This is a genomic window from Paenibacillus sp. Marseille-Q9583 (assembly GCF_976954365.1).
This window is the reverse complement of the sequence record NZ_CDRJTB010000016.1, coordinates 20008-46558: the sequence shown is the minus strand read 5'-3', so window position 1 is coordinate 46558 and position 26551 is coordinate 20008. Positions and strand designations below refer to the sequence as shown.

The window sequence follows — 26551 nt, the reverse complement described above, 5'->3', positions numbered from 1 at the left end:
TATAACACTGCTCATTGAAAAGGAAGTGAGTGTATGCCTAGTTTATCGGATGAGGAGGAGCTGGGTGAGTACCAAGGAGATCTGGAGGATCTATCTACCCGGGAATTATTAGTAGGCACCCGCATGAAGATGGTTTACTCGCTAGTATTACAAATGCTGGGGAAATCACTATTTATGAATCGTCAGAGTAATAGTCTCCCACAGGACTACTTGGAGGATCATCCTTCTAAGAAGGATGAGTTGAACGTCAGAGAACCCTAATCCACAGTAAGCGTCATATTTTTCCTAGTCTTCATTATAGGAAAGGTGGCGCTTTTTTTAATATAAGCATTCTTATACTGTGCACTATTATCTTCATGTCGTTTCTTGTATTTTGAAGTATAAGGAATAATATGGTTGAGGGTATATTATTTTCAAAATAATTGTTTTAAAATGGTAAAGTGGTTATTTTCTCAAGGGTGAGGGATCGAATGGAACAACTCAGGGAGAATGTTGAGGCTGAACTACGGGAATTACTCAAAAAATACTTTTTAGTAGGATACCTACATGAGACAGCTGTAGCTTATCTGGAAGTGAAGTTGAAAGAAACCTTATTGTTCAGCAAGTTATGTGTCATTCACTACCGGATGTTTGCTGGTGAACAGACAGATATTTATCGTGCAGCCGCATCCATTGAGTTAATGATACTCGGACTGGACATTATTGATGATTTGCAGGATCAGGATCAACCCTCCATCATATGGTGCCAGACGCCACCTGAGATCTCCTTAAACATAGCGATAGGCTTCCTTACACTGGCACATCAAGGTTTACTCGATTGTGACTTTCCGCAGGACAGGCTAATGAAGGCATCCGAAATTATGAATCGGCAGATGCTTACGGCCATCAATGGTCAGACCCTAGACCTTATGAATGAATCTAAGAACGAAGAAGAATACATAAGCATAATTGAACAAAAGTCTTCGGCACTGCTTATTTCTGCCTGTATGATAGGCGTTATTCTCGCTTGCGGGGATTGGAACGAAAAGGTAGCGGTTTATATCAATGAAGTAGGCATTGCTGCTCAAATGAAGAATGATCTTCGTGATTTGCTAAACTGGGAAGAGAAAAATGACTTTTTGCATCGCAAGAGAACAGTGCCTACCTTATATTTACTGAAAATGGCTGCTAATGAGGAACAGGATTGGTTGATTGATTATTTTAACGGTAAAGGCACAACAGAAGGGATATTAAGCCGTAGGCAGGAGATCGAGCAGATATGTAATGATTCTGGTACGTTGTTGTATTCGTCCGCTCGGATGCGTACACATTATTACAAATTTCTAGAACTCGTGGATCAGATGGAACTGGAAGCCCATTGGAAAGAGCTTTTACTTCTTCAGTTAAAATAATTACACAAGCTTTCTCACCGAGACCGCAAGTCCACGCAAGTGTAACCGCAATTAAAAACTGCGGTAAATATCAATCACATTGTCGTTTTACATCCCTATTTCTATTGATATATTGAGAGCAAGAAGAAAAAAGGGAGGAATTAACAATGTTGAAAGAATGGATCCAAGTTTTGTTAGAAGAGCCAATGAAGGTTAATGAGCTTCTGTCGGGAAAACTGCAACTTGCTGGTATGCCAGCTGCTGAGCAGCTAGCTTTAAAGGATACATTTCTTCGTAAGAATAGTAAGAGTGATGAATTCATAACGGATGCCTGGTTCTAAAACATTAAGATCAATTCGGGGGACCTCAAATGTCAGCTAAAATTCGTAATTACATCATAGCGGGATTGATTTGTTTGTTTTCTTTTCTTTTGATTCACTCTGTACAAGTAATATACTCTAATGTACTGCTCGGAGTGGGAATAGAGAAGAATACAGAGGGACAATATGTTATCTCTGAAATCAGCGCGTCTGAGGAAGGCTATAAACAGAATTTACGATTAGGAGATATCATAGTTCAGGTCAATGGTGTAGACGTCGAACTAGCGGATAAAGTGGTGCGGTATAATGTCCTGGCGCAGGTCCAATCAGTGGATATTATCCGCACCTCAAACGAAGGAAACTCCATTCATATGCATGTCAATATAAAGAATGAGTATTCACTTTATCACAAGTTTACACAGCTTGTAGTACCTGGAGTAACGTTACTTTTTCTAATGATATTAAGTCTCTTTTTGTATCGCAAAAGGGCAGGAGAACGTTCGGCTGAATTGTTAATTTTATTTTTTTTGATGGTGAGCGTAACTTACTTTGCGGGTTATGCCTCAAGCAGATCAGATCTCATCGGTAGGATCACTTTAAGTTGTATGCTGCCTTTAATTCCGGTGGTGTTTATCCACTTTCTCCAAGTTTATCTGAAGCGGTTTAATATCCAATTTATATCTACTTTTCTACTCAAGGTATACTATGGATTAGTCATTCTTCTAAGTATACTTACAACCTTTAGTTTAGTCATATATTCGTGGGATAGATCTTTATATTCCTTTATGCGTCTGTTTGTTATCGGGTTCTTTGTGGTTGGCATCCTATACAGCATATTTAAGCTGTTATCTCTATATATCAATAATCGGAAATCAGCATTTAAATCTATGTTCAAAATTATGCTTACCGGACACGTTCTTGCGTTTACACCGTTTGTTCTCTTCTCTGCTGTACCCATTGTTTTTGGGATTAGCTTGATTCCTTTCGAGGTCACCACGATCTTCTTATTTTTGATGCCGGTTACCTATTTTTATCTGCTAACTGCTAAACAACTATTTGATATTGATTTTGCTTTTAATCGTTTTAAATATTATCTGTTAATTGCCTTTCTTCCAGCACTAATGATTGTAGCTGTACTTGCGATCATACAGAGTAGGCAAGAATATGATTGGATCAAATGGGTTCAGATGTTCTTGGTGGTTTATTTATCGATTACGGCCTTCTTATTTTTCAAGGAGAAAATAGATTATTATTTCCGACCTAGGCTTTTTCGTGAACTTTATCATTATCAAGGCAGTCTGGAGAGATTCTCCAAGCAAATTTCCAAAGTGATGAAGCGATCTGATTTGGAGGCTGCACTTTACAAGGAAATCAATGAGATTCTACCGGTTAATCGGTCGGCTTTTTTTGAGATAGATGAGGATTTGAGTAATCTCGCACAAATCGTGGACAATTCGGAACAAGAGATCAATATACAATTTGTTTCGATATCTCCAGTTCTTAAAGTAGGCGAAGTAGTCCAGCTTCAGCAGGGGATAGCACTCGTAATCGGCCGTCACAAAAAGAAATTCCACCTTTTATGGATTGATCATAAGAAGAATCACACCAAGTTTAATACAGATGAACTAAATTGGTTAAATACCATTGCAAACTATGCAAGCATTGTCTATGAGAATTTATATCTGATAGAAGGTCTGATTGAAGACCTTGAAGCTGAAATGAAAAAAGATCAACATGCGGCACCATGGGTTCTTCGTCTGATCTTTAACCTATCTGAGAATGAACGAAGAAAGCTGGCGGCGGATTTACATGATTCTGCGCTTCAGGATCAACTCATTTGGCTTCGTAGACTTGAAACGCTAATCTCGGATCATGTTATTCCCAATGAAATCCTACCTGAGCTGCTTCAAATTAAAGAAGGTTTATTAGATGTTATCCATCAAATTCGTGAGACCTGCAATGAGCTACGCCCGCCACTACTAAGAGAGACTGGAATCGTCAAGGCACTAGAAATTTTGTTTGAATATGCTCAGTTACAGTCCAATTATATTATTACCTTTAAATCAAGCCCAATAGGGGCGCTAAGCGAAGATCTAGTGATTGCCCTTTATCGAATTGTACAGGAACTTCTGAGAAATGCCGGAAAGCACGCCAAGGCGAATCAGATTGAGATTGAGCTTGACCAGCAAGAGCAACTCTATTTCCGTTACAAGGATGATGGAGTAGGCATGAATATCTTAGATATTAAAGAATCTTTTCAGCATATGGGTCTGTCCGGAATTAAAGAGCGTGTAGCAAGCTTAGAAGGAGATTGCCTGTTTAACTCGGAGAAGGGTAAAGGGCTGGAGGTCATTATTTATTTACCGACAACAGCTTTTGCGGAAGGAAAGAACAGAGGAGGCGATGACGATGATACGTATCTTGTTGGTTGATGATCATCCTTCAGTAGGAGAAGGGACTAAAAATATGATTGAGCAGGATGCTGATATGGAGGTTACCTTTGTTTTGTCAGCAATAGAAGCTTTCGATATGCTGGAGAAGCAAGAATTTGACGTGATCTTATGCGATCTTAACATGCCTACGATCAGCGGACTTGAATTCACCAAAAGAGCTGTTCAGCTTGATCCTGAATCAAAAGTGGTGATTTATACCGGATATGAAATCAGTGCACATTATAACCTGTTGATGGAGTCAGGGGTTACAGGATTTATCTCTAAGACTGCATCCAGAGAACAATTATTAAATACGATACGCTGCGCTCTGAGGAATGAGGCTGTCATACCGGTTTCTTTACTCAAACAACTACGAAGAAATGATATTAAAATATCGGGCAATCGTGATAATCAGTTAATTGAAGAAGTGTCCATTAATCAAAGGGAACAGGAAATACTCCAGGAAGTAGCCAGTGGAAAAAGCAATAAGGACATAGCCAGCAAGCTCTTAATGTCACAAAGAACTGTGGAGTATAACCTGACGAGAATCTTTGAGAAGCTGAGTGTACATTCCAGATCCGAAGCAATTGTAGAGGGAAAGCGGCTCGGACTTGTTAGATCGGAGCAATTTTGATTTTTTGTGTGTCATTACTTGTAATCAAAGCTTCAGAGCCATTCAGATAAGCCTATTTACATTTCCCAAACATGAAGGAGAGCACTCATGATGATAGACATGGACAAAATATATTTGATCACAGATATCCCCGGTTATTCGCCGCAAATTAGTCGCCTTTTATCCATGATGAATTATGCAAGACATACCACATTAGCGGCAGTTAAAGACTTAAGTGTAGAGCAGCTTGACTATTTATTGGATTCGGAGAGCAACTCTATAGGAGCATTATTATTACATTACGCTGCTGTAGAGTATGCGTATCAAGTTGCGACATTTGAGGGAAGAGACTTATCCGAAGAAGAGTTAGCGACATGGGGGCCGGCACTGAACTTAGGGGATGAAGGCCGGGCGATGATTAAAGGACATGATCTTAGCTATTATTTAGACCGTTTAAATGAAGTAAGGGAAAAAACATATGAATGGTTCGCAACCGTCGATGATGACTGGTTATATACAGAAGAGGAATTCTGGCATAACAAACAGGCGAATTACTACTTCATGTGGTTTCATGTATTCGAAGATGAAATTAATCACAGAGGCCAAATTAGATTGATACGAAAAAGAGCGCTAGCTTAATGAAAGAAGGAGCATGATTGCTGTTCATACAGAATCATATTACGCGGGACAAGACAACCTCAGTTATTGAAGGTTGTTTTTTTATATGCAAATCATGAAAGTTTTCAGTTCATTATCAGTTCACATAAATTTGTTAGGATAGGCAACATCAAAGGAAGAAATAAAGAGCGTGACCCAGGAGAGGAAGAGATCGGAATGAACATATTAGAGGTTAAGAATGTTAAAAAATCATATACTTTGTATGGTAAGGAAAAGGTTCCAGTACTCCATGATGTGAATTTAAGCTTTGAGACAGGTGAATTTGTCTCCATTCTCGGTGAGTCTGGTTGCGGCAAGTCCACACTAATGAATATCATTGGTGGAATGGACTCTGATTATGAAGGCGATGTCCTTGTTCGCGGGAAGAACCTAAGCAAGATGACCGAAAAGGAAATGGATGACTATCGCAAAAACAACATCGGCTTCGTATTTCAAAACTTTAATCTGATTCCACACTTATCCGTCTTGGAAAATGTTACGGTTGCGATGCAGATGACGAATACAAGCGAGAAGGAACGTAATAAGCGTGCTATAGAGATTTTGACTGAGGTAGGATTAAAGGATCATCTGAAAAAACGTCCGAATCAACTGTCCGGTGGACAGAAGCAACGGGTATCCATTGCACGCGCATTGTCGAACAATCCAGATATTATACTGGCAGATGAACCTACGGGTGCGTTGGATAAGGATACAGGTGATCAAATCTTAGTTTTGTTGGACAGCATAGCGAAAAGAGGAATCCTGGTCATTACCGTGACCCACTCGCAGAAAGTAGCTGATTACGGTAGCCGTATCGTTAAGCTTGAAGAGGGATTGGTGAAAGACGATATTCATTTGAAGGAACGTTCCATGGCTACCTACGATGGGGGAGAGGGTTCGGCCCGAAACCTCAGCTTAATGGCTTCTTTCAAAATGGCTCTTCAAAATATGAAGCTTAATGCTAAACGTAATGTATTGGTTGCATTGGGAGGTTCGATAGGTATTTTAAGTGTGCTCTTGATGCTTTCCTTAGGAAATGGGATCACAAGCTATATTAATAATGAAATTAATTCAAGTATGGACCCTTTACTGGTGGATATTACTAAGCCAAATCCAGAAGCCAAGGACATGAAGGGCCCGGAAGCGATGATGTTACCCGGCGTTACGTTTACAAAGGCCGATGTTGAAACGATTCGTAACCTTCCAAATGTAGATCATGTAGAGACCATAACAACCATTACAGGCAAATCTACCACGGTTTTTGGGGAACAAACGAGTAGTCTTACACAATTAACCACCTTAAACGATACGTTTGATAAAGCGACGATTAAAACAGGGGCTTTACCGAAAGAAAATGAAGTATTATTACCAACGAAAATAGCGAGTCAATTAAGTGGAAATGACCAACCGAATGCTATGGTTGGGAAGTCTATTCATCTGTATATTAATGAAATGGATGCTCAACATAAACCGATAACGTTGGCAAAAGAAATCACGGTCTCTGGTGTTTATGAAGCCACTGATCCAAGAGCGCAAATGTCACCAACAGGATATATTCCAACACAGACACTGGAGCAAATGTATACTGATAAAGGGATTACCATTGGCCCGATTCAGGTTAATGCTTTTGCAACGGATATGAAATATGTGAATGATATTAATAAAGCGGCTGTTGATGCGGGCTTCTCGGGCTCCCAAACGGCAAAAATCATGGAGCGTATCACGACTTATGTGGATATGGCTACGATCGTTCTATCTGGTATTGCAGGGATTTCGCTCATCGTATCAGGGATTATGATATTGGTTGTACTTTACATTAGTGTAGTGGAACGGACTAAAGAAATTGGGATCCTTCGTGCGATTGGAGCAAGAAAGAAAGATATCAAGCGAATATTCTTTTCCGAATCCGCATTATTGGGTATATTTAGTGGTGTCTTCGCCATAATCTTTGCAGCTATCATTAGCTTTGGTTTAAATATACTTCTGGAAAATGCTTTTGGCGTAAAGCTTATTAACTTATCTGGATCTTATATCGTATTCGGATTAGTTGTAAGTACAGGGATTAGTATTGTCGCTGGTTTGATGCCTTCATCGAAAGCTGCCAAGCTCGATCCAATGGAATCTCTGCGATACGAATAAATATAATGTTGGAAAGGAAATTGATGTATGAGCACAATTCTAGTGGTTGATGATGATTACCATATCCGCAAGCTAATCCGATTATATCTCGAAAAAAATCAGTTTTCCGTAGTGGAAGCGGAAGATGGTCAAATAGCATTAGACATTCTAGCTCATACAAAAATTGACTTAGCGATTGTGGATGTGATGATGCCGAATATCGATGGTATTGAACTGACAGAAGATATTCGATCTTATATCGATATGCCAATCCTGATGGTCACAGCCAAGGGAGAGTCTAAAGATAAAGTCAGAGGATTTAATGCCGGGTCAGACGATTATTTAGTAAAGCCGTTTGATCCCATAGAGTTGATTCTTCGTGTCAAATCATTATTGAAGAGATATCATGTGACACCTTCGAATGTTATTCAATTAGGGGAAGTAACGATTGATCTAGGGAATTTAATAGTCTCTAATGCCGATCAAATGGTTGAATTGAAAAAGAAGGAATGTGAATTGTTATTTGCTTTGGCGGGTTCGCCAAAGCAAATTTTCACACGGACTCAGCTTATAGAAAATGTATGGGGAATGGACTATGAAGGTGATGATCGTACGGTTGATGTGCATATTAAACGTTTAAGGGAACGTCTTGAGCCTATTCCTCAGGTCATTATTTCTACGATAAGAGGACTTGGTTATCGACTGGAGCTAGCCTAGATGGTGAGAAAAAGCTTGCGTCTTCGAATCGTCGTTACGTTCATTGGTATTGTTTTAGTCAGTTTAATTATTTCCTTTTTTCTTTTTATGCAGTTTTCAGAAAAAAATAATACCCCAAACCATATGTTTATTAATATTGCTAAAGATATAGCAAAGGTGACAAATCTAATAGATGATCCGGAAAAAGTAAACGCATTTGCAGATCTGCTTAATCGATTTGGTATAGATATAGCAGTTGTTAATGAGCCAAGTGAAGCTGTTTTTTCTTTAGACAAGGAGAAAGTTGCTATCTTATTCAATTCCAACACAACCGATGCGGTCTTTCTATCGGGTAGGGGTGGAACTGCTATCGTAGGCATTCCTAAGATAGATGATGGAAAAGGTGCTTTCATTATTAAGATTGATTTTTCATCGACTGTAAGAGGCTTGAGAATTACGCTTCTGTTTACACTATTAGCTGTACTAATCATCGGAAGCTTGCTTATCTTGTTCATGTCCAGGTATATTGTGAAGCCTATTAAGAAGCTAACTGTTGCAGCAAAGGAAATGGCGTCAGGCAATTTATCTGTCCGATTGACTTATCGGAATAAAGATGAATTTGGTGAACTGATGGAGAGCTTTAATCGTATGGCAAGTGAGCTGCAGAAAATGGACTCAGTTCGTGATGATTTTGTCAGCAATGTTTCTCATGAAATGCAGTCACCACTTACATCGATTAGAGGATTTACAAGAGCGCTGCAAGACGGTGTCATTCCATTAGAAGAGCAAAAAGAGCATCTGGATATTATCTATGAGGAAACCTTACGCCTATCTAGGCTTAGTGATAATCTGCTCCGATTAGCCTCACTCGATTCGGAACACCATCCGGTTAATCCCACCACATTCCAATTAGACGAACAATTAAGAAGAACGATCGTATTAGCGGAACCACAGTGGGCACGGAAAGATATTATGATTGAATTGGATTTATTGCCTTGCGAGATCACGGTGGATAAAGATTTATTTGATCAGGTCTGGCAGAACTTAATAAATAATGCTATAAAATATACGGGGCAAGACGGTACCATTCATGTTGAAATTGAGATGAACGCGCAATTTGTGAAGGTATATATTAAAGATTCTGGTAAAGGCATTCCTGAGGAAGCACTTCCGCTTATCTTTGATCGATTTTATATGGTGGAGAAAGCGCGTAGCAGCGCGCTTAAAGGGAATGGACTTGGACTTTCCATTGTGATGAAGATTCTGAAAATACATGATTGTAATATTGATGTGGAGAGTAAAGTTGGAGAAGGAACCCAGTTTGTTGTAACGATTCCTAGAACCTGAACCACATGAATAGTTAATGGGTTAAAGCTAAAGGTAAACTTTGAGGGGGATGATGATGCAAGATCTAAATCCTATCTATTTACGCGAATTGAAGCATACGGACTGGAAAGATGTTCATGCGTATTGTTCGCAGGATCGTGTGTGCCGTTTTCAAGCCTGGGGTCCAAATACTGCTGATCAAACTCGTTCATTTGTGAGCCAGGCACTGGATGACTCTCAAAAAGTTCCCAGAACTCGATTCGCGCAAGCCATAGCAGCAGCTGGACTAATGTTGAAGTTTGGTTTTGAAGATCTGCATCTACATCGAATATACGCGACCTGTGACCCTCGAAATAGTGGATCATCCAAGGTGCTCACCAAGATTGGCATGACCTATGAAGGCAGATTAAGAGATGCTTTACTCATAAAAGATGGCTGGCGAGATTCTTTAGTGTTTAGTGTATTGGAGCAAGAATGGGATAAGGAAGTGCGCTAAAATAAAGTCTTGCTTCTAAATGTCTAGTTTATTACAATATAAGTATTCGCTTATATAAGTGTTGGAAGGAGGAGAAGTAGGGATGCAGTCACTGACGGATATTGCAGATGATTTGAAGCTCTTAGGAGATAAGACGCGACTGGCCATGCTTTCACTTTTGAAAGAACGGGAATGGTGCGTGTGTGAATTCCTTGATATTTTTGATATATCCCAGCCGGCGATTAGTCAGCATCTACGGAAATTAAAGAATCGAGGGATCGTGAAAGAAAGCAAACGAGGGCAGTGGGTGCATTATTCATTAAATGTAGAGGATAAACCGCATCTTAGGGCTGTTCTTCAACAAATGCCCAGCTCAGCAGCGATATTGGCTAGTTTGAATAAAGAAGTTAAAGCACCGTGCTGTGACTAAAATATAGTTGTAGTTTTTTAGACTGTATATAACTATATAGTTATATGGTGATATAGGATTTATTCGTAGATTATAGGAGTGTTGAGAAATTGGTCATTCTAGCCATACTTATTTTTATGGTAACTTTAATTTTTGTAATCTGGCAGCCTCGAAATTTATCGATTGGATGGTCAGCCTGCGGCGGAGCGATCATAGCTTTACTAGCTGGAGTAGTTAGCTTTAATGATGTTCTGGATGTAACACAGATGGTGTGGAATGCGACGTTGGCGTTTGTTGCAATCATCTTAATTTCCTTAATTTTAGACAGTATTGGATTTTTTGAATGGGCTGCGTTACATATGGCGCGAGCAGCACGGGGGAACGGAACACGAATGTTTGTCTATGTCATCGTTCTTGGTGCGTTGGTTTCTGCCTTTTTTGCAAATGATGGAGCGGCGCTAATACTTACCCCTATTGTACTTGCTATGGTTAGAGCGCTAAATTTTGATGAGAAAAAAGTATTTCCATTCATTATTGCTAGCGGCTTTATTGCGGACACCACCTCATTGCCGCTTGTGGTTAGCAATCTTGTGAATATCGTATCGGCTGACTTTTTTGGAATTACCTTTATGGAGTATGCGGGGAAAATGATTGTACCTACGCTATTCTCATTGATAGCGAGTATCGTGGTGCTTTATTTCTTTTTTCGCAAAAGTATTCCGAAGCGATTTAATGATTCCGAGCTAAAAGATCCGCAAGAGGCTATCAAAGATAAGAAGATGTTTCGTCTATCATGGATTGTGCTGGCTATTCTTTTAATAGGGTATTTCGTTAGTGGATTCTTGAAGATTCCGGTATCAGTGGTTGTGGGAATCATTGCAATTTTGTTCATGCTCCTAGCGAGAAGAAGTCCTTCCGTCAAGGTGAAAGAAGTGCTTACAGGAGCACCTTGGGCGATTGTGTTCTTCTCCATTGGAATGTATGTCGTGGTATATGGACTTCGGAATGCGGGTCTAACTGATCTACTCGCTAAGGCGATAGGAATGATTGCTGATCAGGGGCTATTCGCTGCAACTATGGGTATGGGGTTCATTGCTGCATTGATCTCATCATTGATGAATAATCTGCCTACTGTAATGATTGATGCACTCGCAATTGATGCAACGCATACAACTGGAGTTATTAAAGAGGCATTAATATATGCGAATGTTATAGGTTCAGACTTAGGGCCTAAAATCACCCCGATTGGCTCACTAGCAACGCTGCTGTGGCTCCATGTGCTTTCGGCCAAAGGTGTGAAGATATCCTGGGGAACGTATTTTAAAACGGGCATTATATTAACTATCCCAACGTTGTTTATTACACTTTTAGGTCTTTATCTGTGGTTGTTGATTACTTAATTTGAAAAGGGGAAGATCAGGATGAACAAGAAAACGATTTATTTTTTATGTACAGGAAACTCTTGCCGGAGTCAGATGGCTGAGGGCTGGGCGAAGCAATATTTAGGGGGAGAATGGAACGTGTACAGCGCTGGAATTGAAGCCCATGGTCTAAATCCAAAAGCTGTACAAGCTATGAGCGAAGTAGGCATAGATATCACTGGACAGACCTCGGATATGATTGATTCTAATCTGCTGAATAATGCGGATCTAGTCATTACGTTATGTGGGGACGCTGCGGATAAATGTCCAATGACGCCTCCGAAGGTCAAACGGGAACACTGGGGCTTCGATGATCCGGCAAAAGCGCAAGGGACCGATGAAGAGAAGTGGGCAGTGTTCCAGCGTGTGCGTGACCAGATTGAGGAAAGAATCAAACGATTTGCGGAGACCGGCGAATAGTTACCAGGTGAAGCATCCTATTCATTTAAAAATATAAGAAAGTATAAGTTTCACATTACACCTTATCCTTATATTTCTAGCAAAAACGCTTACCGTCCTTTAGGGACGCCGGAGGCGTTTTTGCTTGGCTTAGGATATTTCACAACGGGCCATTTCACTTTCCTTAAGGCGTTCATTACCTCTGGTCCAACGTTCAGGTTACTTTGAACCAATTCATGGGGAGTGAGAGCCATCCATTGATTCAGAGAAACGTCGGCAAAACGATCGCTTTTGAACATTTCAAGGAACCATAAGGAGTCGTCGCCTGTATTTTGAATATAATGTCCAAACGCAAAGGGAACATATCCTACATCGCCCGCTCTGTAGTTGAAGGTACGTGCTACACCATTTCCAGCGAATACGGTCATGCGTCCTTTTCCGGTAAGATAATACTGCCATTCATCGTTATTTGGATGCCAGTGCAGCTCTCTCATCCCTCCGGGTTCAATTTCTACCAATGCGGCAGCTACGGTTTTGGAGATGGGAAAGTTACTGGAATCGACTATTCTGACGCTCCCGCCGGGAGTTTTCAGCGGAGGTTGAGCCAATAAAGAATGTTTAAAGGTTTGTGGGATCTCTCCGTATGGAGATTCTATCCTTTGACTTTGCAATGAACCCGGAACCTGATCCTGATAAATATAGACCTGTTCGTTAGGAATGGAGTCAAATGCAGCGGCAGGCACCCCAAAGTTAGCCGAAAGCACTTCTTTCGGAGTATGGGCAAACCAATCGGAAATGGACAAGGTGTTTAGATCAGAGAAACTTCCATCGTCGAATACAAGCAGAAACTCGCAGCCTTCTTCAAGACCTTGTATAGAGTGGGGAATACCTGGCGGAAAATACCATAGATCACCTGGCCCCACATCTGCTATGAAGTTTCGACCATTTTGATCTACGGCAGTAATTCGAGCTCGACCTAGCAGCATATAAGACCATTCCGCTTGCTGATGCCAATGGAGTTCACGAACTCCACCGGGGGTTAGGCTCATGTTGACGCCAGCTAGTGTAGTGGCGATGGGGAGGTCTCTGACCGTCACCTCTCTTGACCAGCCACCATGATTAAGCTGCATATGTGCATCGGAGAAAGAGAATTTTAGATTGGGGACGAGACCGGCATCGGTCACGGGAGGGACAAACATGTCGGGATTCTCCAAATCCCGCATTATATCACGTGGTCCTTTATCTAATCCCCCTGCGCCATCGCTTCGAATGGGCTGAGGGATATTTGTCTTTCTTGGCGAATCCTGTCCATCTGCAGTCATCCATCGCACTCCTTTCTTGATTCTAAATAACTTAATGAAAATATATGCGGAATCCTGTCTTATATGATGAATAACAAAAGTGGAACAAGTTGACATGCGCAAGGTGATCATTGATTATTACTAATAGAGGCTTTGTTCTAAACGGAGTAGAGAGGGAGAGGAGTTTGAGATGAATCACATTAAGGAGTCCTTACAACGATTAGGGAGAATAAGAGCTTATGTCATAGGTCTATTGGTAATTATGTTCGCCGCGGGTTCCGCGGTTACACCTACATCGGTGTCGGCGGCTGTACAGTTAGGGACTCAGGTAATGCCATTGTCATATGGTGGGTATTACGTCCTTTTTCCAGGTAAACTCGCTCCTTATTTTAAATCAGGTAAATTAATGGTGCCGATTCGGGCTTTCTCGAGTGCGATTGGTGCAGACTTGCTCTATGACGCATTAACGAACAGCGTTACCGTTTCACTACTGGATCGCTCTGTAGGGAAGATTAAAGCAGGGCAGCTAGAGGCAGAATTTAATGGGGAGACAGAAGATTCATTAGGGATCGCCCCAGAGATCAAGGATGGAATCCTGTTTGTTCCAGCATCCCCTATTCTAGAGGGGTTAAAGACATTTCGCTGGGAAACTCAGTTCAATAACGTGAATAAATTAACCCTTGGCATTGGCGCCAGAAAAGGGGAGGAATGGGCAAAGCCTGAGGCGGATCGAGCGCTTGCCCCTTACCCAGTGGAAACAACAGCACATCCATATCCGTTATATCCGTTTAAGCTAACACAGACTCAATCTGGGAAAGAATACAGACTAACCTTAGGTGTGCAAAACACCTCTGGTTTTGTCATCCCTAAAGGGAATGCGGAACTGGAGCTGGTGAGTGTGGACAGTAAAGGGAACTCTTACTACCAAACGTTAAAAGGACCTGACTCTTTAACCTCCAAGGCGGCATTATTATCATTTTCCGTTTCCATTCCTACAGAGGCTGAATACGTCATTTTCAGATCACGTACATTGAGAGCGGAATAAGTATCATAGGTGTTCTAACAAGATATACAGAGAGCAGGTTAAGAAATAGATGACAGGTAACGAAGGGCAGCACTATCGCTTCAGTGAAGCACCCATTTGGGAATTGCAGCGGGCTTATTATGAAGAACAGGGATTAAAGGCTTGGAATAATGATCAGGTTCCGCAGTATATTACTAGTAATCCTATGATTGCGACAGCATATGCGGAAATGATCTTCGGATTCCTGCAAGATCGGGCTGGACAAGGACATCTCTCTGAAACAGTCACTATACTGGAATTGGGAGCGGGAGCGGGTCGATTAGCGTTCCATATCCTTAAGGAGTTATGCGAGATCATAGATTATGCGGGGACTCCACTTCCTCCTTTTCGTTATGTGATGAGTGATTTACCCGTTAAAAATATAACCAGCTGGCAGCAGCACCCAAGCTTACTTCCATTCGTAGAGCAGGGTATACTGGATTTCGCACGATTTGATGCTGTACAGGATACTGAACTGTATTTAGTGCACGCTAAGCTCAGCATCAAACCTGGCGATTTACAGCAGCCGCTGCTGCTTGTGGCGAATTATTTTTTTGACAGTATCCCGCAGGAATTAATTTATGTGGATGAAGGTAAAATATTTGAATGTGAGGTGTCGATTAAGTATTCAGAGGCTGCAGATTCGGACAACCCCTCTGATGTACTCGGTACAATCATCCCACAGTATCATTATGTTCGAGCGGCTAAGTACGAAGTGGAAACCTACCCCTATCACGATGTTATAAAGCTCTATCAGCAGAAGCTGGAGGATTCCCATATTCTGTTTCCTGTGGTGGGGCTTACTTGTCTGGAGCGGCTAGCTAAGTTGTCTACAGAAGGGTTCGTACTCCTTACAGCGGATAAGGGAGATCACCGAATAGAGAATTGGGAATTTGCGGAACCACCTTTGCTGATTCATCACGGTAGCTTCTCCTTAACGGCGAATTATCATGCAATTCAATATATGTTGGAGCAAAAAGGAGCACACTCCTTATTTACCACTCATCATTACAAAAACTTAAATATCGGATGCATTCTTATGCTGGACGCGCCGATGAGCTATACAAACACTCGGTTAGGTTACAAGCGGTTTATAGAGCGTTTTGGCCCGGATGATTTCTTCAGTATGAAGGAATGGATGGATCAGCAATTAGATACAATGGGTCTCCAGCAGATTTTGGCTTTTTGGCGCTTAGGTGGGTATGATGCAGAATGGTTTATCCATAGTGCTGAACAGATTTCGGAGCTGCTGCCGGATGCCAGCGATGAAGAAATGCTGGATCTTCAGCAGGGGATACGATTAATGTGGACAGGCTACTATCCGATGGAACAGAGCTATGACCTATCATTGGATGCTGGGTTACTGCTGTATGAAATGGATAAGTTCGAGGAGGCGTTAGCCTACTTAGAGCGGTCTATGCATGCCAATACGGAAGAACCATTAGCCTCGGTGCTTTATAGTATGGCGATTTGTAACTATGAGCTTGGAGCTGAAGGGGCTGCACTGGATTACGCGCGTAGAGCTTTGGTTGTAGAGCCGGATAATGAAGTAGTGTTGGAACTGATAACGGCTCTGAGCGAGGATTAAATCGTAAGCAGACAGAAGTACAGCACCATTTACACAGGACCATCTATTTGGTATCCTATACAAAATAATTAAACGCGATGACGAGAAGAGTAAATAAAATCATTCTTTCACAGAGAGCCCTGGATGATGAGAACAGGGTAAGGGAGATTTTATCGAAACAAGCCTCTGAGCGGTATATCGGAACCGATCGACGGGGATGGTATGACGGGAGCTCCTGTTATAGAGCTAGAGTATAAGCACTGCGTAAGCTGCATTGCCGTACTTGATGAGATTAATATGGCGACATATTAATGAACCTGGGGTGGTACCGCGAGAATTTCGTCCCCAAGACCATAAGTCTTGGAGGTGAGGTTCTTTTTATTTAAATATAAGAAAGTATAAGTTTCACATTATACTTTATCCTTATATTTCTCGCATAAACGCTTACCGTCCTTATAGGACGCCGAAGGCGTTTATGCTTGTGCAGAATAATCAGGCGGATATCACTTATAAACAGGAGGTAATACCAATGAACAAGGAACCGGAAGGATTAGCAGAGAGTTACATCGACAGATTGATTCAAGAAGAGCTGGAAGCTGGGACTTACAGTAGAGATATTTGCACGAGATTCCCACCAGAGCCTAACGGGTATCTGCATATTGGCAGTGCGTATGCCATTCACACGAACTATACGACTGCGAAAAAGTATGGCGGGAAGTTCCATTTGCGCTTTGATGACACCAATCCTTTAAAAGAGGATCTGGAGTATGTAAATGCTATTCGCGAAGATATGCTATGGATGGGCTACCCGCCAGACCATACTTTCTACGGATCAGACTATTCGGAAATAATATACAATAGCGCGGTAAAGTTAATCCAAAAAGGAAAAGCCTACGTCTGCGATTTATCACCTGAAGAGGTGTCAGCATATAGAGGAACGCTTACGGAGCCGGGAAAGAACAGCCCTTATCGGGAGCGTTCTGTGGAAGAGAATTTGAAGTTATTCACAGAGATGAGGAATGGAGCCTATCCGACGGGAGCCAGAGTATTACGGGCCAAAATAGATATGAGCTCACCTAATATCAACTTGCGTGATCCAGTGATTTACAGAATCATTCATGCGGAGCATTATAGAACAGGCAACGATTGGTGCATCTATCCGATGTATGATTTTGCCCATCCTATACAAGATGCGATCGAAGGGATTACGCATTCCCTATGTTCCATTGAGTTTAAGGATCATCGACCACTGTATGAGTGGGTACTGAATGAACTGGATACCCCTGAGGCTCCAAAGCAAAGGGAGTTCGGACGGGTAAATATCACCGGCGTCGTTACTAGCAAACGGTATATTAGACAACTGGTTACAGGACATTATGTGGATGGATGGGATGATCCAAGACTTCCAACGCTTCGTGGACTGCGGAGAAGAGGTTTTACGCCGGAGAGTATTCGGAATTTTGTGAAGGAAATTGGATTTGTTAGGAATAGCACCATTGTAGATATTGCCATGTTAGAGCATTCGCTTAGACAAGATTTGAAGGCGAAGGCAACTAGCGTGATGGCTGTTCTAAAGCCTCTAAAGGTGGTTATTACTAACTACCCTGAGAATCAAAGCGAATGGCTGAAGATTGAGAATAACAGTGAGGATAAGACGCTTGGGGAAAGGGAAGTTCCTTTTTCACGGACGCTTTATATTGAACAAGAGGATTTCATGGAGGAGCCACCCAAAGGTTATCACAGGCTGACTATAGGGAATGAGGTTAGGTTAAAGGGCGCCTACTTCATTAAGTGCAATGAGGTGCTCAAGGACGAAGCAACTGGAGAAGTTATAGAGCTTCGCTGCACCTATGATCCGAGAACGAAGAGTGGAAGTGGATTTAATGAACGGAAGGTTAAAGCGACCATCCACTGGGTATCGGCAGAGCACGCGATCAAGGCGGAAGTTCATCTATATGAGCGGTTGCTAAAAGATAACGACGGTCCTAAAGAAGAGGATGAGCGCTGGGACGCGTATCTTAATCCAGATTCCTTAACCATTCTGAAGGATTGTATGTTGGAGCCTTCCATGGCGAGTGCAGTTCCAGAAGATAAATTTCAATTCATCCGGCATGGATTCTTCTGTGTGGATAAGAAATATACCACAGCAGATAAGCTGGTACTGAACCGAATTGTGCCGCTGAAGGATACATGGAAGAAAAATTCCTAATTCACAGCACATCCTTTCTCCACAACTTTTCTTTATGATATAGAGGTCATAATGAAATTGTAGGGGGTAATGTTATGAATTGGTCTTGGTTAATCACATTGATCTGTCCTTTGATGATGTTATTTATGATGTTCGGACTGGGTGGGAAACATGGACACGGGCACGGGCATGGGTCGAGAAAGCAAGCGTCGCCTGATTATCAGGAGCTTCAGAAAGAATTGAATGAGCTGAAAATGCAGAATGAACAAATGAGAAGAGATATTCAAAGTCTCACATCATAAGCATTTCGGAGTAATTGGCTTAAGCTGGGCGAAGATCGGGTAATTTCTGATCATCGTCCAGCTTTTTTTGTTCTTGGTCGTAGGTGGACAAGCATATGAAAATTTCTTATGAAACATATTTACATTTTTCAGAAATGAGCATATACTTTAAATATAAGTTGCACAGAGGAAACTTTCGTGTATATAGACAACTTTTTTCGGGCAAGAGGAGGAATTGATATGTTGGAACAAACTTTAATAGAAAAACCACATATAGAACAACCGCATATGAGACAACATAAAAACTCCATTTCGGCGCAAGCCGTACTTAATGGGGAGACCAAAGGAATTAAAAGATTACTTCCTTTCTTAGGTCCAGCGTTTATCGCTGCGGTTGCTTATCTGGATCCAGGTAATTTTGCCACCAACATTACGGCAGGTTCAAAATACGGCTATCTTTTATTATGGGTGATTGTAGCCTCGAATTTAATGGCCGTTCTTATTCAGGCGTTATCTGCCAAGCTTGGTATTGCTACAGGAAAGAATCTGCCGGAGATCGCTCATGATCGTTTTCCGAAGAGTGTATCGATCTTCTTATGGATTCAAAGTGAACTGGTGATTATAGCTACGGATCTGGCGGAGTTTATCGGGGCAGCATTGGGGCTTTATCTATTATTTGATATTCCCATGCTGCCGGCAGCACTCATTACTGCGGTCGGTTCATTTGCTATTCTAGAGCTTCAGCGCCGGGGTTACCGTTCCCTTGAGGCCGGAATTGCTGCAATGATTCTTATAGTTGTATTAGCCTTTGCTTTTCAAGTAATTGTAGCTAAACCGGATATGGGTGCTGTTGCTGTAGGCATGTTTACACCTAAGTTTGAAGGGGTGGACAGCATCCTTTTGGCCGCAGGAATTCTAGGCGCAACCGTGATGCCACATGCCATTTATCTACATTCATCACTTACACAGAACCGAATTGTAGGCGTAAATGAAGCGGAGAAGAAACAGATCTTTAAACTGGAATTCATAGATATTATTATTGCGATGATTATTGCAGGGGCAGTGAATCTGGCGATGGTTATTGTCTCAGCCGCATTATTTTTCAAAAATGGTATCGTGGTTGAAGATTTGGATGTTGCGTTTCAGCAATTTAGTCATTTAGCTGGACCCGTAACGGCGATCTCGTTTGGTTTAGGACTACTCATCGCAGGACTATCGAGCTCTTCTGTAGGAACTATGGCTGGTGATGTAGTGATGCAAGGCTTCATCAACAAAAGAATTAACCTGTACTTACGCCGTGCGATTACGATTATTCCACCTTTGGCGATCATCGGTTTTGGTGTGAATCCAACGAAAGCGCTCGTGATCAGTCAGGTGATCTTGTCCTTTGGGATTGCCTTTGCTCTGGTACCGCTGGTTATGTTTACAAGCAATCGTCAGATAATGGGCGGGTTAGTGAATCGTAAGATGACAGCTGCGCTCGGCTGGCTTATCTCTGGTCTTGTTGTATCGTTAAATTTATTTTTGGTATATCAAATATTTGGATAAGGCAGGACATCTTTATTTGGTGAGTGAAAAAAGGTATACTTGAGCATGTTTATAATTCACGCCAGAGTAAGGAGATCGACAATGTCCATGCAAGAAATATCCGGTTATAAGTCTATAGCCCTTGATATTGCACAAAGAATTGTAAGCGGGGAATTTCCCGTACAGAGTAAGCTATCCGGGCGTTCTCTATTGGCAGGGCAATATCATGTTTCTCCCGAGACGATTCGTAAGGCTATGGGATTATTGAAGGATGAGAATATAGTGTTTGTTTCGCAGGGAAAAGAGATTATTGTCATCTCTGATCAAAAGGCGTATGAGTATATTACCAGGAATAACTATCTGAAATCAGCTTATTCGTTGAAACAGGACCTAGAGCAATTGTTGCTTGAAAAAAAGAAGCTCGACGGTAAGTTCGAAAGGGTACTAACTGGAATTATCGAAGCATCAGACCGGATGAAGAATTTAAAGCCGTACCATCCGGAAGAAATCACAATCCATGAAGAATCACATGTGGTTGGCAAAACCATTGGAGCATTACAATTTTGGCAGAATACAGGTGCTACGATTATAGCGCTTCGCCGAGGTGCTAATATAACGATCTCCCCAGGTCCTCATGTCATACTCAGAGAACATGATGTACTTGTAGCAGTTGGTGATGAGAAAATGTACCAAAGAACGGAACAATTTATCAATAAAAATTCAGAGAATCATTTATAAAAATAGATTGAAAAAGGCTATCCAGCAGGGTTTATCACTGGATAGCTTTTTTTATAATTATGTTATTACAATTATTTACAAACAACCTATAACTAGTACATAGGTTGTCAGTTTGGGAGTTGTTTGTTATAGTTTAACTTACAGAGTCGCCGGAGAGATGATCTGACGATAGAGATAAGAAGGAGAGACCCTATGCTGAAATTTGAAAAAGTAGGTAAGAAATACCCGAATGGTTATGAAGCAGTTAAGAATATTAGCTTTGAAATTGAAGCTGGAGAAATACTAGTATTGATCGGTCCGAGCGGTTGCGGAAAGACAACAACGATGAAAATGATAAATCGTCTTGTTCCGCATACTTCAGGCCATATTTATATCAACGGCAAAGATATCACCAAGGAGAACCCCGTAACCCTCCGCAAGAACATTGGTTATGTTATTCAACAAGCTGGTTTGTTCCCGCACTACACCATAGAAGACAATGTAGGTCTGATTCCTGACCTAAAGGGGTGGGATGTGAATAAGAGAAAAGAACGGGTGCTCGAAATGCTCCGTCTAGTCGGACTTGATCCGGCCCTATATGCCAAACGTTATCCGAAACAATTATCAGGTGGGCAGCAGCAGCGTGTAGGTGTAGCCCGTGCATTGGCAGCTGATCCCGAGATTATATTGATGGATGAACCGTTTGGTGCTTTGGACCCTATTACCCGTGAGCAGCTGCAGGATGAACTGCTACGCATGCAACAAGAAGTGAAGAAGACAATAGTATTTGTAACACATGATATGGATGAAGCACTGAAGCTTGGAGATAAAATCGCTATTCTTAAAGATGGTGAAGTCGTTCAACTAGATACACCGTATGAGCTGCTCAGCCGGCCTGCTAATGATTTCGTAGAGTCATTTATCGGCAAAAACCGTATTTACCAAAACCCTGAGTATATCCCCGTAACAGAAGTCATGCGTGACAATCCATCCACATCACTTCCAAGCCGCACGCTGGGTAAAGCTCTTACCTTTATGCGTCAACGCAAAATGGATACACTACTGGTTGGAAACGAGAAAGGTAAGCTACTTGGCATAGTCTCCGCTTATGATGTTACCGCCAAAATGGAACAAAGCCTTACTATCGAAGAAATTATGACACCACCTGGGGTGGTGCTGCAGGATACAGCGACAGCGAGAGACGCATTATCATTAATTACGGAAGCTCCTTACGGCATTATTCCGATTGTAACCGCTGAGGGGAACATTGCCGGGATTGTTACAAGAGGCAGTCTTCTGACGGCGTTTGCTGCACAATGGGGAGGCACGAAAGAGGAGGATGTGTCTGTATGAGAGATCAATCGTTATGGCAACAACTCATCTATCAATTAGATATACGTAGGGAAGATTTGATTCATTCTATGGGAGTGCATATGCAACTGGTGCTCTTGTCCATGTTATTTGCAATTATTGTTGGCATTGCGCTTGGAATCATGATTACACGGGTTAAACCTATGAAAGGGATTACGCTTGGTGCCGCTGGAATTCTTCAGACGATACCTAGCCTGGCGATGCTCGGATTTATGATTCCTCTATTTGGCATAGGGATGAAGACGGCGGTTGTAGCTTTATTTCTATATTCACTGCTGCCAATTATCCGCAACACCTACACGGGAATTACTGATGTGGATCAGTCTATAGTGGAAGCAGCCCGGGGAATGGGTATGAAGAGCTGGCAGATTCTATTTAGGGTTCAACTCCCTTTAGCTTTAAGTGTAATTATGGCGGGGATCCGTACTGCTGCAGTTATTAATGTTGGGACAGCAACCTTGGCAGCCTTTATCGGTGCTGGCGGATTGGGTGAATTTATTTTCTTAGGTATTCAACGGAATATCGAAGCACTAACCTTACTTGGTGCTATTCCGGCCGCGATTCTTGCACTCGTGCTGGATTATCTGCTTGGATTGCTTGAACGGTTAACGACTCCAAAGGGATTGAAAGTATAACTAAAACTCTGGTCTCGATAGAATATAAAAAGGGGAGATTATATATGAAAATTCCAAAATTAATGACAGGCGTTTTAACTACAGTATTAATAGGGGCGTTACTTACTGGATGTGGTGGCGGGAATAATAAAGCTGCTGCCGGTAACGGTGGAGAAATTACGATTGGCTCCAAAAACTTCACGGAAAATGTTCTACTCGCTCATATGATGGCTGATCTAATAGAAGATAAAACCGATATTAAAGTGAAGCGCCAGATGAACTTGGGAGGCTCTAATGTAGCTTGGAGTGCACTTGAGAATAATAACATCCAGCTATATCCGGATTACACCGGTACCATTGTAGCCAATTACTATCAGGAGGAGACTGGAAACTCTGAGGAGTCGTTGATAAAAACCAGAGAGCTGCTCGAAAAAGATGGATTGGCCTTTCTGGATCCATTCGGCATAAATAATACCTATACTTTAGCTGTTAGTCGTGAAACGGCTGAGAAGTACAATCTAAAGACTTTCAGTGATTTGGCGAAAGTATCTGGAGAAATGGTTCTTGGCGTAGAGTTCGAGTTCTTGGATCGTGAGGACGGATACCCTGGTATCCAAAAACTTTATGGTATGGATTTCAAGCAGAGCAAAGGAATGGACCATGGTATCATGTATCGTTCGATCGACGATGGGGAAACCGATGTAACCAATGCCTATGCGACGGATGCTCAAATTAAAGTACATGATCTGGTGATTTTGCAAGATGATAAAGAGTTCTTCCCACCGTATGATGCAGGACCGATTATTCGTCAGGATACGCTAGATAAATACCCTGAATTGGAAGGTATCCTGAATCAACTGAGCGGACAAATCAGTGACGAAGAAATGCAGCAATTGAACGCAGAAGTTGATGTGGATGCGCTCAAGGAAGAGGATGTAGCTCGTAATTTCCTGATCAAGAAGGGATTAATAGAAGGCTAAATATGAAATACAAACTAAAGCAGGCTAGGGAATTTCCTAGCCTGCTTCTTTGCTGATTATTTATAGGAATGGCTAGTTTTTGAAATAGTCTGCCAATCCTTCCGCGATAGCCTTGGCTGCTTTTTTCTGATAGGAGGCTTTGCGGACAATTGATTCATCTATAGGATTGGTAAGGAATCCGAGTTCAACTAAGGTAGCTGGAATTCGATTCTCCCTCAGAATATGATAATCGCCAAAGGACAACCCGTTGCTCTTAAGACCAATACCTTGTCCCAGCCGGGTTTCAATTGCTCGTGCCAGCTTCAGATCATCGGATTCGGAGTAAAAGAAGGTCAGTGTCCCGGACACTTTTTTCGGTGAAGAATTATAATGAATGCTTACAAATGCATCTGCACGCAGAGCCTCACTCATCTGAACACGCCGAGCGAGTGTAGGCTTCTGATCCTCCCGGGTACGAGTCATTTCTACCCGTGCACCTTTAGCTACAAGGGCATCGCGAACATAGATTGCAGTTTGCAGATTCAAATCCTTTTCCATGGTGTTATATGTAGTGCCGAGCATTCCCGGATCACTGCCGCCATGACCGGGATCTACGACGATTAATTTTCCTCGTAAATTTCCTGTGCGCGAAATGTTGCTTGTAGTGCTTGTGCTTCTTGGCGTGGTTCCAGATTGGATATATTGCGCTGCTACCCAACCGATGTCACCGCTGGCTGTTCGAATTCGTGCCCAATCGTTCTGACGAAGGAGGAGGGTAGCTGTATCCTTAGCTTTTAAAGAACCGAGCACCTTATATTGTGTGCCTGGACCGCTTCGTACGCGTAGTGAATCTGCCGTAACTGTAACCTTAGTGGTACTACTCAAGGCGCTGGTTGAGGTGGAAGAAGTAGTGCTAGGTTTGGAAGCTACCGATGATCCAGAAGCGTCAGATGGCTTGGAGTTATTGTTCACCTTTTTAAGGTAATAGCCGGCTACCCAGCCAGAGGTGTTCCCCGTCTTAACCTTCAACCACCCGTGCTGTTCATCGGTCACAGTTACTTTTGCTCCGTTCTTAATAGATCCTACAACGGTTGCATTCTTTGCCGGCTCACTGCGTACATTTAAAGAGTTCGCGTATACCTGAGCGGTATAACTAACGGCTGCCGTTTTAGCTTCAGCAGGCTGTGACGCTGTTATACCCATAAGGCTTGCTGCAAGCAATGTGACACCTATCATTTTTTTCATAGTATCCTCGCTTTTTCAAAGTAGTCGTAATTTTTTACCCACTTTACGAGGTTTAGAATAATATTTTTTGAGATATTTATGAGAACTTGGCCTCTTTTCCGATGGTCTAAAGACTTGTATAATTATTACATATCGGGAAGGATGAAGGAGCACTGCCGTGACTAAACCAAAGCTATTCATTGGATCTTCCAGGGAATCCATACGTTATGCAAGAGCGATTCATGAGCAGCTGAAGAGGGATGCTGAAGTACATCCTTGGTATGCCAATGCCTTTCGAGCGAATGAATACACGATGGAGGCACTGGAGAGAAATTTGGATGAGAGCGATTTTGCCGTATTTGTGTTTTCGCCAGATGATGTCGCCAAAATACGCGGTAAATTTTATTATGTGACTCGTGATAATACGGGGTTTGAAATGGGATTGTTTTGGGCCAGATTACGGCGTAATCGCGTCTTTTGCTTAGTGCCAGATCAGGTAACTGCCCGTGACGATTTAATCCCTGGACAGAATGTTGAAGAATATCATCTGTTGTCCGATTTGTCGGGAATTACAGCTTTAGAGTATGAGATGCACCATGATAATCCTACGGCTGCTGTGGATGTGAGCTGTGGTAAGATTATTGATAGTGTCCAGGGGTTTGGGAAATTCCGTGACCCGGTGAAAGATTTAGAGCAGCTAAAGATGGAATTAAGGCGCAAAGAAAGTATCCTTCATTTTTTTTGGCAATATAATAGTAATGTGACCATCTCTGAGGATGGAGAGAAGTATCACGCACTAAGTGAGGCGATTCGCAATTCTTTCTTACCTCCGAAGCATTGTCGTGTGATCGGTGCTGCGATCTGGCAGGCTCAAGAGAAGGAACAGCTTGTTCAGGTGGGAGGGAATGTCGGACGTGGGCACTCCTATTCCTTGACTGTAACGAAAGGGAATGAGAAGCAGCCTAGTGTGGTAGATGCATTTTTATCGAGCAAATGGACTTTTTTTCAACGCACGGAAGTTGCGGAGGTATATATCCTATGCTATCCTCTAGGTAAGAAGTATGTTCTTTCCGTACACTTTTCAGGGAGTGATGGATTATCTGCGGATGATCTTAAGGCGGTAGTTGCGAATAATCAGGATTTATTCCGTACCATCAATCATTTAGTAGGGGAGGATTCAGCATGAAGCGAATAAAGGGTATTAACAACTTATCGGGTGCTGTTCTCCGCTCTGCAAGTGGTGGAAGCAGGAGTGCAGAAGATAATAAGAATACCACAAGCAAAACAGGGTCGAGCCATTCCGCTCAGCAACCAGCTTCAGCTCAAATTTATACTGCGCCTTCTTTAGATGGTGGAGACGATGAATATAAGAAGCTTATTAGCGGGAAGGTAGACAACAATAAACCATCCTTTGCGTGATGAGCATAAGTGCTGTCTCATAAGTAGTGAATCTACTTAGGGGGCAGCTTCTTTTTTTGAGAGTAATTAGGGAAAAGCTCCCTG

Annotated in this window: 26 protein-coding genes and 1 other annotated feature; of the genes, 24 read left to right on the top strand and 2 right to left on the bottom strand. The window is 42.1% G+C overall.

From position 1 onward, the window contains the following. The first annotated feature begins 33 nt into the window (after window positions 1–33). The 13 genes from ACWNM1_RS10215 (at window position 34) to arsC (ending at window position 12257) form a co-directional block, all read left to right on the top strand. On the top strand, window positions 34–261 hold the full coding sequence (locus ACWNM1_RS10215; RefSeq protein ID WP_449600888.1) for a hypothetical protein: 228 nt from the start codon (window positions 34–36) through the stop codon (window positions 259–261). A 209-nt stretch (window positions 262–470) separates the two neighbouring features. Next, window positions 471–1391: a polyprenyl synthetase family protein gene (locus tag ACWNM1_RS10210; RefSeq protein ID WP_449600887.1), complete on the top strand. Its 921-nt coding sequence runs from the start codon at window positions 471–473 to the stop codon at window positions 1389–1391. 146 nt (window positions 1392–1537) lie between these two features. After that, the gene (gene comX / locus ACWNM1_RS10205) at window positions 1538–1711 is read left to right on the top strand and encodes a competence pheromone ComX (RefSeq protein ID WP_156113188.1); all 174 of its coding nucleotides are present in this window, start codon (window positions 1538–1540) and stop codon (window positions 1709–1711) included. A 29-nt stretch (window positions 1712–1740) separates the two neighbouring features. Next, window positions 1741–4122, top strand: coding sequence for an ATP-binding protein (locus ACWNM1_RS10200; RefSeq protein WP_449600886.1), 2382 nt, complete (start codon window positions 1741–1743; stop codon window positions 4120–4122). Then, the gene (locus tag ACWNM1_RS10195; RefSeq protein ID WP_042191982.1) at window positions 4100–4756 is read left to right on the top strand and encodes a response regulator transcription factor; all 657 of its coding nucleotides are present in this window, start codon (window positions 4100–4102) and stop codon (window positions 4754–4756) included. Before ACWNM1_RS10200 ends, ACWNM1_RS10195 begins: the two co-directional genes overlap by 23 nt. A gap of 90 nt (window positions 4757–4846) precedes the next feature. Further along, window positions 4847–5374, top strand: a complete 528-nt coding sequence (locus ACWNM1_RS10190; protein WP_149644850.1) for a DinB family protein — start codon at window positions 4847–4849, stop codon at window positions 5372–5374. A 195-nt stretch (window positions 5375–5569) separates the two neighbouring features. Beyond that, window positions 5570–7531: an ABC transporter ATP-binding protein/permease gene (locus ACWNM1_RS10185; RefSeq protein WP_449600885.1), complete on the top strand. Its 1962-nt coding sequence runs from the start codon at window positions 5570–5572 to the stop codon at window positions 7529–7531. Between the two features lie 27 nt (window positions 7532–7558). Beyond that, on the top strand, window positions 7559–8227 hold the full coding sequence (locus ACWNM1_RS10180; RefSeq protein WP_449600884.1) for a response regulator transcription factor: 669 nt from the start codon (window positions 7559–7561) through the stop codon (window positions 8225–8227). Then, window positions 8228–9553 carry a sensor histidine kinase gene (locus ACWNM1_RS10175; RefSeq protein WP_449600883.1) on the top strand — a complete coding sequence of 442 codons (1326 nt, stop codon included), beginning with the start codon at window positions 8228–8230 and terminating at the stop codon, window positions 9551–9553. Window positions 9554–9602: 49 nt separating this feature from the next. Then, on the top strand, window positions 9603–10028 hold the full coding sequence (locus ACWNM1_RS10170) for a GNAT family N-acetyltransferase (protein WP_449600882.1): 426 nt from the start codon (window positions 9603–9605) through the stop codon (window positions 10026–10028). 82 nt (window positions 10029–10110) lie between these two features. Continuing rightward, window positions 10111–10437, top strand: coding sequence for an ArsR/SmtB family transcription factor (locus ACWNM1_RS10165; RefSeq protein ID WP_341051596.1), 327 nt, complete (start codon window positions 10111–10113; stop codon window positions 10435–10437). An 89-nt stretch (window positions 10438–10526) separates the two neighbouring features. After that, entirely contained in the window at window positions 10527–11816 is a 1290-nt protein-coding gene (locus ACWNM1_RS10160) for an arsenic transporter (RefSeq protein ID WP_339243534.1), read from the top strand. A gap of 21 nt (window positions 11817–11837) precedes the next feature. Continuing rightward, window positions 11838–12257 (top strand): arsenate reductase (thioredoxin), encoded by a 420-nt coding sequence (gene arsC, locus ACWNM1_RS10155; protein ID WP_341051597.1) that lies wholly within the window; start codon window positions 11838–11840, stop codon window positions 12255–12257. An 89-nt stretch (window positions 12258–12346) separates the two neighbouring features. Here arsC and ACWNM1_RS10150 read toward each other — a convergent pair whose 3' ends face one another. Beyond that, window positions 12347–13558, bottom strand: coding sequence for an oxalate decarboxylase family bicupin (locus ACWNM1_RS10150; RefSeq protein WP_449600881.1), 1212 nt, complete (start codon window positions 13556–13558; stop codon window positions 12347–12349). A gap of 169 nt (window positions 13559–13727) precedes the next feature. Here ACWNM1_RS10150 and ACWNM1_RS10145 point away from each other — a divergent pair, with 169 nt between their 5' ends. From ACWNM1_RS10145 to ACWNM1_RS10105, 9 genes are all read left to right on the top strand, one after another. Further along, a complete protein-coding gene (locus ACWNM1_RS10145; RefSeq protein WP_339798715.1) occupies window positions 13728–14582 on the top strand; it encodes a copper amine oxidase N-terminal domain-containing protein in 855 nt (284 codons plus the stop codon). Between the two features lie 49 nt (window positions 14583–14631). Continuing rightward, window positions 14632–16188 carry a tetratricopeptide repeat protein gene (locus ACWNM1_RS10140; RefSeq protein ID WP_449600880.1) on the top strand — a complete coding sequence of 519 codons (1557 nt, stop codon included), beginning with the start codon at window positions 14632–14634 and terminating at the stop codon, window positions 16186–16188. Window positions 16189–16256: 68 nt separating this feature from the next. After that, window positions 16257–16517, top strand: a binding site (T-box leader). 179 nt (window positions 16518–16696) lie between these two features. After that, window positions 16697–18376 (top strand): glutamine--tRNA ligase/YqeY domain fusion protein, encoded by a 1680-nt coding sequence (locus ACWNM1_RS10135; protein WP_449600879.1) that lies wholly within the window; start codon window positions 16697–16699, stop codon window positions 18374–18376. Between the two features lie 56 nt (window positions 18377–18432). Continuing rightward, entirely contained in the window at window positions 18433–18657 is a 225-nt protein-coding gene (locus ACWNM1_RS10130; protein ID WP_449600911.1) for a DUF2933 domain-containing protein, read from the top strand. Window positions 18658–18924: 267 nt separating this feature from the next. Further along, a complete protein-coding gene (locus ACWNM1_RS10125; RefSeq protein WP_042194556.1) occupies window positions 18925–20184 on the top strand; it encodes an Nramp family divalent metal transporter in 1260 nt (419 codons plus the stop codon). A gap of 81 nt (window positions 20185–20265) precedes the next feature. Continuing rightward, window positions 20266–20901, top strand: coding sequence for a TrkA C-terminal domain-containing protein (locus ACWNM1_RS10120; RefSeq protein WP_280787943.1), 636 nt, complete (start codon window positions 20266–20268; stop codon window positions 20899–20901). Window positions 20902–21093: 192 nt separating this feature from the next. Beyond that, window positions 21094–22233: an ABC transporter ATP-binding protein gene (locus tag ACWNM1_RS10115; RefSeq protein WP_449600878.1), complete on the top strand. Its 1140-nt coding sequence runs from the start codon at window positions 21094–21096 to the stop codon at window positions 22231–22233. Then, window positions 22230–22886, top strand: coding sequence for an ABC transporter permease (locus tag ACWNM1_RS10110; protein WP_449600877.1), 657 nt, complete (start codon window positions 22230–22232; stop codon window positions 22884–22886). The genes ACWNM1_RS10115 and ACWNM1_RS10110 overlap by 4 nt, the downstream gene beginning before the upstream one ends. A 44-nt stretch (window positions 22887–22930) precedes the next feature. After that, window positions 22931–23845 (top strand): glycine betaine ABC transporter substrate-binding protein, encoded by a 915-nt coding sequence (locus ACWNM1_RS10105; RefSeq protein ID WP_449600876.1) that lies wholly within the window; start codon window positions 22931–22933, stop codon window positions 23843–23845. Window positions 23846–23917: 72 nt separating this feature from the next. Here the strand turns inward: ACWNM1_RS10105 and ACWNM1_RS10100 are convergent, their stop codons facing one another. Next, a complete protein-coding gene (locus ACWNM1_RS10100; RefSeq protein ID WP_449600875.1) occupies window positions 23918–25069 on the bottom strand; it encodes an N-acetylmuramoyl-L-alanine amidase in 1152 nt (383 codons plus the stop codon). A gap of 157 nt (window positions 25070–25226) precedes the next feature. Here ACWNM1_RS10100 and ACWNM1_RS10095 point away from each other — a divergent pair, with 157 nt between their 5' ends. Continuing rightward, window positions 25227–26234: a TIR domain-containing protein gene (locus ACWNM1_RS10095; protein WP_042191948.1), complete on the top strand. Its 1008-nt coding sequence runs from the start codon at window positions 25227–25229 to the stop codon at window positions 26232–26234. Then, window positions 26231–26467 carry a hypothetical protein gene (locus tag ACWNM1_RS10090; protein WP_076285512.1) on the top strand — a complete coding sequence of 79 codons (237 nt, stop codon included), beginning with the start codon at window positions 26231–26233 and terminating at the stop codon, window positions 26465–26467. The genes ACWNM1_RS10095 and ACWNM1_RS10090 overlap by 4 nt, the downstream gene beginning before the upstream one ends. Window positions 26468–26551 lie beyond the last annotated feature (84 nt).

Coding starts and splice junctions, on each gene's coding strand:
- ACWNM1_RS10215 (WP_449600888.1), top strand. CDS start 34: ATGCCTAGTTTATCGGATGAGGAGGAGCTGGGTGAGTACCAAGGAGAT.
- ACWNM1_RS10210 (WP_449600887.1), top strand. CDS start 471: ATGGAACAACTCAGGGAGAATGTTGAGGCTGAACTACGGGAATTACTC.
- comX (WP_156113188.1), top strand. CDS start 1,538: ATGTTGAAAGAATGGATCCAAGTTTTGTTAGAAGAGCCAATGAAGGTT.
- ACWNM1_RS10200 (WP_449600886.1), top strand. CDS start 1,741: ATGTCAGCTAAAATTCGTAATTACATCATAGCGGGATTGATTTGTTTG.
- ACWNM1_RS10195 (WP_042191982.1), top strand. CDS start 4,100: ATGATACGTATCTTGTTGGTTGATGATCATCCTTCAGTAGGAGAAGGG.
- ACWNM1_RS10190 (WP_149644850.1), top strand. CDS start 4,847: ATGATAGACATGGACAAAATATATTTGATCACAGATATCCCCGGTTAT.
- ACWNM1_RS10185 (WP_449600885.1), top strand. CDS start 5,570: ATGAACATATTAGAGGTTAAGAATGTTAAAAAATCATATACTTTGTAT.
- ACWNM1_RS10180 (WP_449600884.1), top strand. CDS start 7,559: ATGAGCACAATTCTAGTGGTTGATGATGATTACCATATCCGCAAGCTA.
- ACWNM1_RS10175 (WP_449600883.1), top strand. CDS start 8,228: ATGGTGAGAAAAAGCTTGCGTCTTCGAATCGTCGTTACGTTCATTGGT.
- ACWNM1_RS10170 (WP_449600882.1), top strand. CDS start 9,603: ATGATGATGCAAGATCTAAATCCTATCTATTTACGCGAATTGAAGCAT.
- ACWNM1_RS10165 (WP_341051596.1), top strand. CDS start 10,111: ATGCAGTCACTGACGGATATTGCAGATGATTTGAAGCTCTTAGGAGAT.
- arsC (WP_341051597.1), top strand. CDS start 11,838: ATGAACAAGAAAACGATTTATTTTTTATGTACAGGAAACTCTTGCCGG.
- ACWNM1_RS10150 (WP_449600881.1), bottom strand. CDS start 13,558: ATGACTGCAGATGGACAGGATTCGCCAAGAAAGACAAATATCCCTCAG.
- ACWNM1_RS10145 (WP_339798715.1), top strand. CDS start 13,728: ATGAATCACATTAAGGAGTCCTTACAACGATTAGGGAGAATAAGAGCT.
- ACWNM1_RS10140 (WP_449600880.1), top strand. CDS start 14,632: ATGACAGGTAACGAAGGGCAGCACTATCGCTTCAGTGAAGCACCCATT.
- ACWNM1_RS10135 (WP_449600879.1), top strand. CDS start 16,697: ATGAACAAGGAACCGGAAGGATTAGCAGAGAGTTACATCGACAGATTG.
- ACWNM1_RS10125 (WP_042194556.1), top strand. CDS start 18,925: ATGAGACAACATAAAAACTCCATTTCGGCGCAAGCCGTACTTAATGGG.
- ACWNM1_RS10120 (WP_280787943.1), top strand. CDS start 20,266: ATGTCCATGCAAGAAATATCCGGTTATAAGTCTATAGCCCTTGATATT.
- ACWNM1_RS10115 (WP_449600878.1), top strand. CDS start 21,094: ATGCTGAAATTTGAAAAAGTAGGTAAGAAATACCCGAATGGTTATGAA.
- ACWNM1_RS10110 (WP_449600877.1), top strand. CDS start 22,230: ATGAGAGATCAATCGTTATGGCAACAACTCATCTATCAATTAGATATA.
- ACWNM1_RS10105 (WP_449600876.1), top strand. CDS start 22,931: ATGAAAATTCCAAAATTAATGACAGGCGTTTTAACTACAGTATTAATA.
- ACWNM1_RS10100 (WP_449600875.1), bottom strand. CDS start 25,069: ATGAAAAAAATGATAGGTGTCACATTGCTTGCAGCAAGCCTTATGGGT.
- ACWNM1_RS10090 (WP_076285512.1), top strand. CDS start 26,231: ATGAAGCGAATAAAGGGTATTAACAACTTATCGGGTGCTGTTCTCCGC.